The organism is Arcobacter lacus (assembly GCF_003063295.1).
GTDB lineage: Bacteria > Campylobacterota > Campylobacteria > Campylobacterales > Arcobacteraceae > Aliarcobacter > Aliarcobacter lacus.
Window position 1 is genome coordinate 338,937 of record NZ_MUXF01000019.1, and the last position, 13,756, is coordinate 352,692.

General features: G+C 24.6%; 14 protein-coding genes. 4 read left to right on the forward strand and 10 right to left on the reverse strand.

The window, feature by feature from the left end; genetic code table 11:
* Positions 1–16: 16 nt before the first annotated feature.
* A complete protein-coding gene (locus tag B0175_RS10420) occupies positions 17–976 on the reverse strand; it encodes a L,D-transpeptidase family protein (protein ID WP_228156101.1) in 960 nt (319 codons plus the stop codon).
* 82 nt (positions 977–1,058) lie between these two features.
* On the opposite strand from B0175_RS10420, the gene B0175_RS10425 reads away from it, so the two are divergent.
* Positions 1,059–2,249 carry a peptidoglycan DD-metalloendopeptidase family protein gene (locus tag B0175_RS10425; protein ID WP_108528489.1) on the forward strand — a complete coding sequence of 397 codons (1,191 nt, stop codon included), beginning with the start codon at positions 1,059–1,061 and terminating at the stop codon, positions 2,247–2,249.
* 40 nt (positions 2,250–2,289) lie between these two features.
* Here B0175_RS10425 and folE read toward each other — a convergent pair whose 3' ends face one another.
* From folE to B0175_RS10465, 8 genes are all read right to left on the reverse strand, one after another.
* Positions 2,290–2,862, reverse strand: coding sequence for a GTP cyclohydrolase I FolE (gene folE / locus B0175_RS10430; RefSeq protein WP_108528490.1), 573 nt, complete (start codon positions 2,860–2,862; stop codon positions 2,290–2,292).
* A gap of 24 nt (positions 2,863–2,886) precedes the next feature.
* The gene (gene corA / locus B0175_RS10435; RefSeq protein WP_108528491.1) at positions 2,887–3,840 is read right to left on the reverse strand and encodes a magnesium/cobalt transporter CorA; all 954 of its coding nucleotides are present in this window, start codon (positions 3,838–3,840) and stop codon (positions 2,887–2,889) included.
* Between the two features lie 15 nt (positions 3,841–3,855).
* Positions 3,856–5,043 carry a type II secretion system F family protein gene (locus B0175_RS10440; RefSeq protein ID WP_108528492.1) on the reverse strand — a complete coding sequence of 396 codons (1,188 nt, stop codon included), beginning with the start codon at positions 5,041–5,043 and terminating at the stop codon, positions 3,856–3,858.
* 1 nt (position 5,044) lies between these two features.
* Positions 5,045–6,406: a GspE/PulE family protein gene (locus tag B0175_RS10445; RefSeq protein ID WP_108528493.1), complete on the reverse strand. Its 1,362-nt coding sequence runs from the start codon at positions 6,404–6,406 to the stop codon at positions 5,045–5,047.
* The gene (locus tag B0175_RS10450; RefSeq protein WP_108528494.1) at positions 6,378–7,088 is read right to left on the reverse strand and encodes a hypothetical protein; all 711 of its coding nucleotides are present in this window, start codon (positions 7,086–7,088) and stop codon (positions 6,378–6,380) included. The genes B0175_RS10445 and B0175_RS10450 overlap by 29 nt, the downstream gene beginning before the upstream one ends.
* Positions 7,069–7,947: a hypothetical protein gene (locus B0175_RS10455; RefSeq protein ID WP_108528495.1), complete on the reverse strand. Its 879-nt coding sequence runs from the start codon at positions 7,945–7,947 to the stop codon at positions 7,069–7,071. The genes B0175_RS10450 and B0175_RS10455 overlap by 20 nt, the downstream gene beginning before the upstream one ends.
* Positions 7,948–8,019: 72 nt before the next feature.
* Positions 8,020–8,904: a GTPase Era gene (era, locus tag B0175_RS10460; protein WP_108528496.1), complete on the reverse strand. Its 885-nt coding sequence runs from the start codon at positions 8,902–8,904 to the stop codon at positions 8,020–8,022.
* Between the two features lie 55 nt (positions 8,905–8,959).
* Positions 8,960–10,465: a YifB family Mg chelatase-like AAA ATPase gene (locus B0175_RS10465; protein ID WP_108528497.1), complete on the reverse strand. Its 1,506-nt coding sequence runs from the start codon at positions 10,463–10,465 to the stop codon at positions 8,960–8,962.
* Between the two features lie 117 nt (positions 10,466–10,582).
* Here B0175_RS10465 and B0175_RS10470 point away from each other — a divergent pair, with 117 nt between their 5' ends.
* From B0175_RS10470 to B0175_RS10480, 3 genes are all read left to right on the forward strand, one after another.
* Complete coding sequence (locus tag B0175_RS10470; RefSeq protein ID WP_108528498.1) at positions 10,583–12,370, forward strand: methyl-accepting chemotaxis protein; 1,788 nt, start codon at positions 10,583–10,585, stop codon at positions 12,368–12,370.
* Between the two features lie 16 nt (positions 12,371–12,386).
* Positions 12,387–12,788, forward strand: coding sequence for a PAS domain-containing protein (locus tag B0175_RS10475; protein WP_108528499.1), 402 nt, complete (start codon positions 12,387–12,389; stop codon positions 12,786–12,788).
* Between the two features lie 71 nt (positions 12,789–12,859).
* Positions 12,860–13,234, forward strand: a complete 375-nt coding sequence (locus B0175_RS10480; RefSeq protein ID WP_108528500.1) for a hypothetical protein — start codon at positions 12,860–12,862, stop codon at positions 13,232–13,234.
* A 4-nt stretch (positions 13,235–13,238) separates the two neighbouring features.
* Here B0175_RS10480 and def read toward each other — a convergent pair whose 3' ends face one another.
* On the reverse strand, positions 13,239–13,754 hold the full coding sequence (gene def, locus B0175_RS10485) for a peptide deformylase (RefSeq protein WP_108528501.1): 516 nt from the start codon (positions 13,752–13,754) through the stop codon (positions 13,239–13,241).
* Positions 13,755–13,756 lie beyond the last annotated feature (2 nt).

Below are 13,756 nucleotides of genomic sequence, written 5' to 3' on the forward strand. Positions count from 1 at the left end.
AGTATTAAATTTTTTGTTAATCTTCTGATAGAATTTTTAATTTGTTATTATCTATTTCAAAATATAACTCTTTTTTTCCAACAAATTTTACGCTAGGACTTACATATTCTTCATCCATTACAGCTTTATATATTTTTTTCTTTGATGAATTTGGATAAGGAGAAATATCCATATTAAATAAATTTATAGTTTTATTTTCATTTTTTGCAAAAACTTGTCTTTTTTGTGTTTCAAATTTTTTAAAGTCAGATTGATCAGCTCTTTTAAAATCTTTTGAATAAAAAGATAAATATTCTTCTATATTTGAATATTTCCAAGCATCTTTCCATTTATAAATAGAACTTAAAATTAAAGCAATATCATTTTTACTTGCTTTTTTAAATTCGTCTCCAGTTGTTAATAGAATTGTTTTTTTATAATCAATATTTTTAGCTAAAGCTTCTAACTTTTCATTATCTAAAGCTAAACAACCTTGAGTATATTTTTCTCTATCTCCGCTAAAAGGCATCCCATGTATCCAAATACCATGTCCTTTTTTATCTAAACTTTTATCATAAGTATTAGGATACTCTGTAACTAAAGCAAATGGTCCATAAAATTGGTCTAATCCTGTTCTTTTTTGAACTAATTCATAAGCACCTTCTGGAGTTTTTTTATCACCTTCTAAAAATTTGTCTCCTGCTTTTTCTCCAACAATCATACTTTCTTTTGAGATTTGTTTATAATCATCACCATTTTTAGCAAATAGAGTCATTTTTTTATTCTCTTTTTCTGCAACAATTACATATTCTTTAGTTTCATAAAAACCATAATCTGTATTCTTATTTTCAAGATATTTTTTCCAAAAGTCAACATCTCTTAAGCCTTTTTCTAGCTCTTTTTCTACTGCAATGATTCCATCTTTTCTATATACATCTACTAAATCTTTAGCAAAAAGATTTAAAGATAGAAAAACTAAGACTACAAGTTTAACCAATTTATGCTCCATTTCAATTTTTTAAGTTAAATCATTGTACAATATTATCCCTAAATTATTCGATTAAAAAAGTGACAAAAATATGAAAAAAATCATCTTAGCTACAATATTATTTTTTAATTTTTTATATTCAGCACAAGTTGAAGAACTTTTATGGCCAAAAGGAGAAAGTTTTCTAACCTTTTTAGAAAAACATTCTGTACCATTAAAATTATATTATGACTTGGATGGAGAAGATCAAGAGTTGTGCTCCGAAATTCAAACCAATAATAGGTTTTATTTATATACCGATGACAATGGCGCCTTAAATCAAGTTTTAATACCAATCTCAGAAGATATTCAAATCCACATCTACAAAGATCACAACAACGTATATAAATTTCAAACCCTTCCTATAAACTACAATGAATATTCAGAAACAATAGCTATACAAATAAATGAATCAGTATCTCAAGATATTTTAAATGCAACTGGAGATGTAACACTCGCTGCAATTCTAAATTCATTATTTAATAGTAAAGATGTTGATTTTAGAAAGATGAAAAAAGGCGATTTTATTGCTTTACAATATACTCAAAGATCATATTTAGGAAAACAACTTGGTATGCCAAATATAAAAGCAGCAATGGTTCAAATAAATGGAAAATCTTTTTATAGATTTAAAAATGAAAAAGATGACAAATATTATGATGAAAATGGTGTTGGTTTTACTCAAACTTTTTTATTCCAAATTCCTCTAACTTTTACAAGAATTTCTAGTCCTTTTACAAATAAACGTTGGCATCCAGTTTTAAATAGGTATAGAGCACATTTAGGAACTGATTTTGCAGCACCTACAGGAAGAAATATATATGCATCTTCTGATGGAAGAGTTGAATTTGTAGGAGTAAAAACTGGTTATGGAAAAACTGTTATTATAAATCATGGAAATGGTTATAAAACTCTTTATGCACATCAAAGTAGCTTTGCAAGAGGTTTAAAACAAGGAATGAGTATAAAAAAAGGTGAACATATTGGATATGTTGGTTCAACAGGACTTAGTTCTGGTCCTCATTTGCATTTTGGTATGTATAAAAATGGAACTGCTATTGATCCTATGACTGTACTTAAAAAGCCAAAAATTGAAGGCTTAGAAGGAAAAGATAAAGTTACATTTATAGCAAATTCAAAAAATATTATAAATATATTCGATAAAGAAATGAGTAGTGAAAATAGAACTATTCCAACTAGGCTAGATAGATTAACAGATAGAAGTGATGTAAATATATTCTAGAAAATAAACTAATAGAAGAAGTATTTATCTTCTATTTAGTCTATTTATGAAAAGATGAAGCTACAATTGATAAAAACTCATCTTTCGTTTTTTTATCAGATTTGAAAAGCCCTCTTAAAGATGAAGTAACTGTAGTTGAGCAGATTTTTTCAACTCCTCTCATTTCCATACACATGTGTCTTGCATCTATCATAACAGCAACACCTTTTGGTTTTAAATGCTCATTTAAAGCTTCACAAATTTGTTCTGTCATTTGTTCTTGTATTTGAAGTCTTCTTGCAAAAACATCAACAACTCTTGGAATTTTAGAAAGTCCAACAACTTTTCCATTTGGAATATAAGCAACATGAGCTTTTCCAATAATAGGTAACATATGATGTTCACAAAAAGAGTAAAACTCTATATCTTTTACAACAACCATTTCATCATTTGTTGATGTAAATAGTGCTTTTTGAATAATCTCTTTTGGATCTTGTTTGTAACCACTACACATAAATTCGAAAGCTTTTCTAACTCTTTTTGGAGTATCAAGTAAACCTTCTCTATTTATATCTTCTCCTATATAAGTTAAAATATTTTTTATTGCATTTTCAAAATCTATTTCTTTATTCATTAAAATTCTTTCCTTTCAAAATAATCATATCCACCCTTTTTTCTTAAATATAATAAGTGGAGTAACTGCTGCTAAAATCATAAATGCTATTGAATATAGATATCCATATTCAAAGTGAAGTTCTGGCATAAAATCAAAATTCATACCATAAATACTTGCTATTAATGTTGGTGGTAAAAAAATAACATTTACAATTGTAAAAATTTTTATAACTTTATTTTGTTCAATACTCAATAATCCTATAAAAATATTTTGTAAATAATCTAATCTTTCAAAGTTAAAATTCGTATGATCAATCAAAGACCTAATATCTTTTAACATAATTGGTAATTCATTCTTATCATCCACAAATTTTTGAGACTTTAATAGAGAATTTAGAATTCTTTGTTTATCTGTTAAGTTTTCTCTAATTTTCATATTTAAATCTTCAAAAATAGAAATTTTTTCTAAGATATCTTCATCATCATTTGAATAATCTGTAAAAACATGTTTTCTAATTTTTGTAATCTCTTTACTTAAATTCTCAATAATATCTGCATCTGCATCAATTCTAATATCTATAATTTGACAAAAGATTGAGTAACCATTTTTAAACTCTCTTGGACTTGTCAATAATTTTTTTGTAAAAGTATTAAAACTTTGTAATTTTTTATATCTAACAGAGATTAATAATTCACCTTGTAAAATAAAAGATACTGTTTCATTGAATGCTTCTTTTGTTTCGTTTATTAAGAAATAACTGTTTATTTCTATTCTATTATCTTCTTCCCAATATCGAGAACTCAGCTCAATTTCTTCACTCTCTTGTTTTGTTGGAAATTTCATATCAAATAGATTTTCAACAGCTCGTATTTCATCTATTGTAGGAAGAAGCATATCAATCCAAATAACACTATTTTTATCTTCGCCATTATCAATAAATTCTACACCTTCAACAACAGTTAATCTATTTCCTTTTTTTACATAACAATTAATCAAAGTTGCTCCTTTTTATTAAATGTTTATCATATTTCCCATATTCCAAATTGGCATAAATATTGCTAACACTATCCATAAAATCAATCCCATAATAGTAACTAAAAAAATTGGTTGTATCAGCGATATTAAAAAACTCATTTTGTCATCAAATCTATTTTTATAAATCTTTTTTATTTCATCTACTGTAATAACTAAAGAGTTTGAAATCTCCCCAGTATTTATCAGATTTAAAACAATATCATCAAAAAGTTTCGTTTTTGAAAAAGAGTTATTAATACTTTTTCCATTTTGTAATAAATTGTCAATAGTGTATATTTTATCCAATAGGTATTTATTTTTTAATAAAAGTTTAGAAGAAATAAAAGCTTTATGAAATTCATAGTTTGATTTTAGCATTATTCCAATCAATAAAAAAAGTCTATAAAGTTGCATATTTAAATAAATATCTTTAATTAAAATAATCTTTCTAACCATAAATTTATCAATAAAATATTCAAATTTAGGGTTTTGTTTATAAAAATGAATTATGAAAATTAAAATAAAACTAAAAAAACAAAAGAAATAAAAAGAGTAATTTACAAAAAAATTTTCAAATACTAATAAAACTTTTGTGGCAAGTGGTAACTCATCTTTTACTTGAAAAAATATAGTTTTAAATTTCGGAATAACAAAAGTAAATATTGTAATAATTGAGAAAAAAAATGTAATAAATAGAAAAATTGGATAAGAAATAGCTTTATAAAAATTCTTTTCCAGTTCAGAATTTTCTATTAGAAGTCTACTTAAAGCATTTATATTTAAAACTATATTTCCACTATCTTGAGAATTTTTTAGAAAACTTATCACTAAATGGTTTATATTAAACTCTTTTAAATTTTCATCGATTGCTTTTCCACTTGAAAATGAATCTTTTATTATTTGTAATAGTTTTACTATACTTTTATCATTTTTATTTTTTATCAAAATATCAAGAGCATCAGAAAAGTTTATATTTGCCTGAAGCATTAAATTTAATTCATAAAAAAGCAAATTTATTTTTTTATTATCAATTTTGATTTTTCTTTTAAAATTTATCTTCAAACTTTCTTGTTCTTTTATCTCTAAAATATTTTGAGGCAAATTCTCATTTGTCAAATCTGAAGTTTTTAAAATCATCTCTTCTACTTTTTCATCTTTTTGATATTTTATTTTGTATTTTTTCATTTTAGTAAGTAACCACTTTATAAATTTCTTCGATTGAAGTTAAATTTTTATTTACTTTTAATTTTCCATCATCCAATAAAGTTTGATAATTTATACTTTTTAAATACTCTTTAAATTCATTTATATCAGCTTTTTTGAATATTAAAGATGAAATCTTCTCATCAACTTTTAAAATCTCTGCAATACTTGACCTATCATAATATTTTGTATAATTACATTTTTCACAACCATTTGCACTACAAAATTTACAATAATTTAAAACTAATCTTTGAGCCATTATAAGTTTTAAAGTAGTTGAAATCAAAAATGGATCTGCTTGTAAATCAATAAGTCTAGTTATAGTTTCAACTGCACTATTACTGTGAATACTTGCTAATACTAAATGTCCAGTTAATGAAGCTTGTAAAGCAATATCAAGCGAAAATCTATCTCTTATTTCTCCAATAAATATTATATCTGGGTCTTGTCTTAATATATTTTTTAAAACAACTTCAAAACTAAGCCCAATTTTTGGATTGATTGGAACTTGATTTATACTTTCTATTTTATATTCAACTGGGTCTTCAACAGTAATTATCTTCTTATCTTCACAATTTAACTCTTTTAAAATTGAATATAAAGTTGTAGTTTTTCCACTTCCTGTTGGACCACTTATTAAAATCAAACCTTGAGTTAATTTTAAGCTTTCTTTTAATTTATGTAATAAACTTTGAGTTAAACCTAAAGTTAAAAGATTTTTATCTATATTTTTATTATCTAAAATTCGTAAAACTATTGATTCAGCTTCAAGTGTTGGCATCGTTGAAACTCTAAAATCATACTTTTTATCTTCTATATTTAAAGAATAACGTCCATCTTGTGGAAGCCTTATTTGTGTCATATCTAAATTTGAAATTAATTTAATATATGAAGAGATAGATTTAAAAAACTCTTTTTCAAAAGTAAAAAATATCTTTAATCGACCATCAACTCTAAATTTAAATAAAACTAAGTTTTTATACATTTCAATATGAATATCACTCGTTCTTAAATATATTGAAAATAAAGTTAATTCATTTAAAAACTCTTCAATATATTTTTCATCAGTTTTTTGGAAAATGGATTTTGAAGCTATTTTATAAAGATATATTTTTTTATCTAAATTACTTAATAAAAATAAAATATCAAGTTCATCAGCTTCAACAAAACTGATAAGTTTTGAAAACTTTTCTTTTATATTAGATAAATCTGAATTTTTACAAACAGCCACTTTTAAAGAGATACTATCTTCACAAATAGGCACGATTTTGTTATTGATAAAATACTCTTTGTCATACTTTTCAAATAAAGAAAAATCAATTAAAATTTTTAAAATATTCTCCATGATCTACTTCCAATTTTATTTTTTCAGTTTCGCTTTCTAAAATTACAAAATACATTTCTAATTCGACCAGTTTATAACCATCTATCTCTTCATTTTGTTCAATCCAATTTCCATTTATTAAAGCATATTTATCAATAATTGCATTTATTTCAAACTTTTTATTTTCTATTATTTCTTTTTCTTTAGAAATTTTGTTTAGAGCATCATCTTCAACTTTTAACTCCAGTTCATTTTCATTTTTTAATTGCTTGAAATAGAACTTCTCAAAACTAATTTTTAAATCAAAGAAATAGTAACCATTTTCATCTTTTTTATATAAAAGCAGACTTTGCACTTTAGAAAAATTATTTAAATTTTCTATTTGTTTTAAATAGTTTTCTAAAACAATTATTTTTGATTTTCCTTTTAAAAGAATCGATTCTTTATCTTTTTCATTTGTTAAAATAGTTATTTGATTTTTATTTGCTAAATTCTCTAAAGAACTTAAAACTTCAAGATATGAACCTTCAAATTTTTTATTTGAAATTTCATAAAAACTATTTTTTGTAGAAATCATCTCTTCTTGTTTCTCTTCAAAAGTATAAAAAGAAATAAGCAATAATAGTAATAAAGGAAGTAAATAAAGCTCGATTTTTGTTTTTGTTTGGCTATTTATAAATTTATCATTCAAAAATTTTAGCATCAATAACAGCCTCATAAAGATTTGAATTTTCCAAAAGATTTATAGATGAAAAAGTTATATTTTTATTGTTTTTTTCTAAAAATTGATATAAATCCTCTTTTTTGCTTGAAGTTAAAATAAGCTTCAATCTATTTTGTTTAAACTCTAAAGATTGTAAATCTAAACTATTTGTATTTATATCTTGAATAATCAAATCAAGTTTTTCTTGAAAACTTTGAAATTTATATTTATGTTTTAAAATATCAATATTTATCTCTTCTTTGTTTTCTATTTGTTCAATCTTTTCTTCATTTGAAAAGATAAAAAATGAAAAAATCAATATGATAAATAGATAAAAAACAAAAAAGACAAAACCATAATCTTGATTCAAATTTAGAAAAGATAAATTTTGTTTTATATTTTTTTCTAAATAACTATTTTTTAGTTTTTCAATTTCATTTTTATCAATTTGTTTAAAATTATCTATATTTATTTGAAATTTTTTATTTAAAAACTCGATGAGTTCATCTTTTTGTATAATTTGGTTTAGCTTTTGATAATAGTAGATTTTAGAATTTTTATATAAACAAAAAAAATCTTCACTCAAGTATAAATCGACTTTTCCAAACTCTTCTTTATTTTCATAAAATTGTTCAAAAACTTGAAATTCAAAAAAATCATACTTTTCATTTAAGATAAAGATTTGGTATTTTTTTAGTTCTTTTATATAAATTAGAAAAATTTTATCATTTTTATTTGTAGTTATATTTTTTAGTTTAAAGTTAGTATAAATAAAGTTTTTTAGGTTTTTGTTATCAATTTTCTCAGAGACTTCAATCTCAAGTAAAGTTAATTTTTCTTGTAGGAGAATATTCTTCATTTAAAGCCTCATTTTTAACTTTAATAATTATTATCAAAGTATATAAAAATGTGGCTTAATTTTGAAATTTTATTATAAGTTTACGTCATATCCTAGAGCTTTTAAGCCCTCTTTGTCTTTTGTCCAGCCTTTTTTGATTGAAACAAAAAGTTCTAAAAAGCATTTTTTACCAGTAAGCTTTTCTATTTTCATTCTGGCATCTCTTCCAATTCTCTTAATTGCAGTTGCACCTTTCCCTATAATCATACCTTTTTGAGTATCTTTTTGTACAATTATCGTAGCTTTTATCACATCTACATTTGGTTTTTCTTCAACTTTATTTACTATAACATCTGCTTCATAAGGAATTTCATCACTAATATTTTCAAAAATTGATTCTCGTATAAACTCTTTGAAAATATCTCTTAAATGTTCAGTTGTCATAATCTCTGGGTCATATAAATATGGATGTTCTGGTAAGTATTTTACAACTTCACCTAAAATATCAGCTTTTTTTGTAGCTTTTTTAATAGATACAGGAATAATAGCCTCATATTTATCATTATATTTTTCATACTCTTTTAACTTTTCCATAAGTTCATTATTATTTATAAAGTCTATTTTTGTAAGAAGTAAGATATGTTTTACATTTTTTTTGTTTTTTTCTAAAAAGTCTTCATAATAACTTATTTTATCAGTAACTGGTGCAAGATATAAAATCAAATCACAATCACCCATAGCTTTTAATGCTTCATCTAACATAAACTGATTTAAAAGTTTTTCTGTTTCATGAATTCCTGGTGTGTCTATAAAGATAACTTGGTCATCTTCATGCATAACTATTATGTTTGATCTTTTTCTTGTAGCATTTGCCTTGTGTGAAACCATTGCTATTTTTTCACCAACAAGCCAATTTAGAAGAGAACTTTTACCTGCATTTGGTCGTCCTACAACTGAAACATATCCGCATTTTGTCATTATTTGCCTTTTATATAATAAATGACCGTAATAGTAACATAATTTTTATAAGGCTTTATCTTCTTCTAAAATTCAAACTCTTTAATAAATCACTTTTAGTGATAATATCATTATCATTTAAATCAGCAATAGTTCGTGCTACTTTTAAAACTTTATTTATACTTCTAAATGACAAACTATAATTTAGCCTTGCTTTTTCTAAAATTTCACTACTTTCATTATCTAAAAGACAATATTTTTTTATATCCTCATCACTTAGTTTTCCATTTAACTCTTTTTGTCCCCTACTTTTTTGTTTGATAAAAGCTTTTATTACATTTTGATGAAGTTCAGTCGAACTTACGATATTTTTATTATCATTAAAACTATCGTTCATCACTAAATACAAGTCGATTCTATCTAAAAATGGTTCACTAAGACGATTTTTATATCTTTGTATTTCTACTTCACTACATCTACACTCTTTTACACTTGAAAGAAGATTACCGCAAGGACAAGGATTTAAAGCTGCAACAAAAATAAATTTTGTTTCATAAAGCACTTTACTATTTACTCTTGAGATTAATATTTTATTATCTTCAAGAGGTTCTCTAAGTGCTTCTAAAATATTATTTGGAAAATGTGGCAACTCATCGAAAAATAAAACGCCATTGTTACTAAGTGCAACTTCGCCCATTTTTGAGTTTGTTCCACCCAATATTGATGATTTTGTTGCTGTATGATGAGGATTTCTAAAAGCTCTTATTGGTGAAAAATCTATATCTTTAAAATCAAGTGCTTGAAGCTTTGCTTTTTCTAAGATTTCTTCAAGACTCATAGGAGATAAAATATATTGTAATCTTTTTGATATCATAGACTTCCCACAACCAGGGCTTCCTTCCATAATAAAATTATGGTTTCCAGCTGCACAAATCATAGCTGCATATTTAGCCATATCTTGTCCTAAAACATCACTAAAATCTTCTACATACTTTGTGTCATAAAAGTACTTTTCACCATTTATTTCTAAAGTTTTATATAAAGAAAACTCTTTTTTATATAAATATTCATCTTTTAAATTTGATTTTAGAAATTCTATTGCATTATTCAAATCTTTCACTACATATATATCTATATTTGGAATATTGGCAAGTTTTTTTGCACTATTTTCACAAACTACAACTTTATTAATTAGTTTTTGTTTTGCTAAAGATAGTACCATTGGAAAAATAAGATTTGTATCTTTTATCTTTCCATCAAGAGATAACTCTCCAAAAAAATAAAAATCATCAAAGTTTACTTTTTTGTCATCATAAAAAGCTATTTGCAAAGCAATAGCTAAATCAAAATGTGAACCTTTTTTATTTAACTCAGTTGGTGATAAATTTATAGTAATTTTCATAGGTGGAAATTTAAAATCATTTACCAATAAAGCTGATTTAACTCTATCTCTTGATTCGCTAATACTTGTACTTATCATGCCTACAATTGTAAAGCTTGGAAGTCCTCTTGTAAAAGTTGATTCAACATCAATGCTAATAGCATCAATTGTATCCATGGAAGCAGATTTTATAATCTTCATTTTGTTCCTCTTTCATAAATAATATTATAAAGTTTTTATTTTGGGCAAATAATTTAAAAATTTATGATATAATTTATTTGCTTTGCAAACTCATTTTTTATACATAAGGAAATAAATATGTCAACAAGTAAAAAATTACTCATAAATCTATTTTTTAATGTAATAAGTTTGATTCTTATTATATTTATTTCTTTTTATATTGCAAATAAAAATATAAATCTTTTGATAAAAAAAGATTTAGAAAATGTTGCATTATCAATAGATAGTCTAATCTCCATTTTTGCAGAAAATGATTCAAAAGGTTGGCAAGATAATAAGTTTAAAGAAGCAATTAAAAAAATAAAAATTGGAAAAAGTGGATATATATACTTTGTTGATGACAAAGGAACTCTAACAATTCATCCAACAGTTGAAGGCAAAAATCTAGGAAATGAAGATTTTATACAAAAAATTGTTTCAGACAAATCTAGTGGAATAATCGAATATTATACAGATGTTACAAAACAGGATAAAATAATTTTTTATAAGTATATTCCAAAATGGAATATGTGGTTAGTTCCTGGAATAAATAAAGCTGACTATTTAGAAAGTATATATTCTGAATTTTTTTATAATATTGTTCTTTTGGGAGTTTTATTAGTATTTATACAAATTATTCTTTACTTTATTATTGCAAGAGGAATAACAAAAAATATAGATAAATTTATCACTTATTTTAAAGAATTTTTAGACTTTATAACATACAAGCAAAATCAAATAGAAAAAGTCGAAACTAATGGAAATAATGAGTTCTCTCAAATGACTCATCAAATAAACTTAGTTATTGATAAATTTGATGGTAGATTCAAAGATGATATGAAAGTTATTGGAGAAAGTGTTTTAATATTTGATAAATTAAAAAAAGGTATTTATAATTGTAGAATAAGATCAAATACAACAAATCCAATGATAAATACTTTAAAAGTTACTATAAATGAAACTATTGATTACTTAGAAACATATATGAGAGAAATAGAAAAAGTATTAGTTTCATACACAAGTAATGATTATAAAAATAGAATAAATATCTCAAAAGAGATAGCAAATCCATCAAGATTATTAAAAGTTATGGAAAGTGTAAATACTTTAGGTGAAGCTTTAGGTAATGCGGCTAAACAAAATTTATCAAATGGTGAACAACTAGAAAACAATTCAACTATTATGAAATCTTCTATGCAAAAACTTGCACAAAAAGCAAATGAACAATCTACTAGCTTAGAGCAAACAGCAACTGCTGTAGAACAGATATCATCTATTACAAGAAATAATACTCAAAATGCTCAAAAAATGTCATCTTTAGGTGAAACTGTAAAATCGGCTGCTCAAACTGGTTATGGTTTGGCTGATAAAACTACTTTATCAATGGACGAAATAAATCAAAAAGTATCAGCCATAAATGAAGCTATAAGTATAATTGACCAAATAGCATTTCAAACAAATATTCTTTCACTTAATGCTGCTGTTGAAGCAGCAACAGCAGGAGAAGCTGGAAAAGGATTTGCAGTTGTTGCACAAGAGGTAAGAAATCTTGCAAATAAAAGTTCTGAAGCAGCAAATGAAATTAAAGTATTGGTTGAATCTGCAACTTTAAAAGCAAATGAAGGGAAAGATATAGCACAAGAAATGCAAAATGGATATAAAAGTCTTCATACTCATATTACTGAAACATTAACTATTATCGAAGATGTAAGCATTGCAGCAAAAGAACAAATGAGAGGAATAGAACAAGTTAGTGACATAATTGTAACTTTAAATAAAATAACTAAAGAAAATGAAAATGAAACTATTCAAGTTACCTCTATCGCAACCGAAGTTTCAGCAATGGCTTATGAAGTTGTAGAAGATGCAAAAAATAAACAATTTTGATAAAAGGATTCAAATAATGAGTGAAAAAGAGATAGTATTAGACGATTATGCATTTTTAGTTAGCGAAACTGATGAAAAAGGTAATATAGTTTTTGCTAATAGCCATTTTTGCAAAATGTGTGAATACTCTTTAGATGAAATGATTGGAAAACCTCATAATATAATAAGACATCCTGATATGCCTAAAACTGCATTTAAATCATTATGGGATACTATAAAAAAAGGTAATATTTGGACGGGATATGTAAAAAATGCTACAAAAACAGGTGGATACTATTGGGTATTTGCTACTGTTTATCCTTTTGCTTCTTGTGACGGTTCAAATAGTTATTTATCTTGTAGAAGAAAAGCTTCAATTGAAGAAATTGAAAAAGCTGAAAAATTATACAAAACATGGAAAGAAGAAGAAAAGCAATAAAACTTTTATTTCCTCTACTTCTTTTTTAAACTTTAAAAGCTATAATACTCAAAAATTTTAGGAACTATTTTATGTCATCACTTATGAATTGCCCAGAATGTAATCATAAAATTTTATCAAGATTAGGAACAATTTGTCCAAATTGTGGTTACACTGTTGGTTATTTTAATGGAACTCCAAAAAGAAAAAAGTATGGTAAATTTTTTGCTTTAACTGTTTTTTCTCCATTTATATCTTTTGTAACAATACTATTTACTCAAATAAACAAATACAGTATGATAGTAGGAATTGCGGTCTTTTTTTATTTAGCAATAAAATCTTGTCCAATTTTATTTAAAGATATTTTTTTAACAAAATTTGAAAAAATATTTTTTTGGTTTGTTTGGATTTTAGTAAATAGTTTAATATTTACTCTTATTTTTAATATTTTAAGAAAAGGGTTTTAAGAGATTATTTTTTATCTTTTAATCTCTTTTTCCACTCTTTTTCAAATTTTTTTCTTTTTATAATAGATAGATTTTCAATAAACAAATGTCCAGATAAGTGTTCCATTTCATGTTGCCAAGCAACAGCTAAAAAACCTTCACTTTCCATAGTTTGTTTTTCACCAAATCTATTAAAATATTCAACTATAATATGTTCTGCTCTTGTAACATCTTCACTAAATCCTGGTACACTCAAACAACCTTCTGTAAATACTTGAGTTCCATCTTTATGTGTAATAACTGGATTTATGGCTTCTATTAAATCATTTTTATCTTGTATATCTTCTTCATTTGGAAGATTTATTACTAAAACATTTAAAGGAATTGCTACTTGAATAGCTGCTAAACCAACTCCATTTTGAGCTATCATAGTTTCATACATATCATCTAAAAGAGTGTGAAGTTCACTATCGAACTTTTCCACATCTTTTGATTTTAATCGAAGTAATTTATTTGGATAAGTTATAACTTCTCTAACCATAA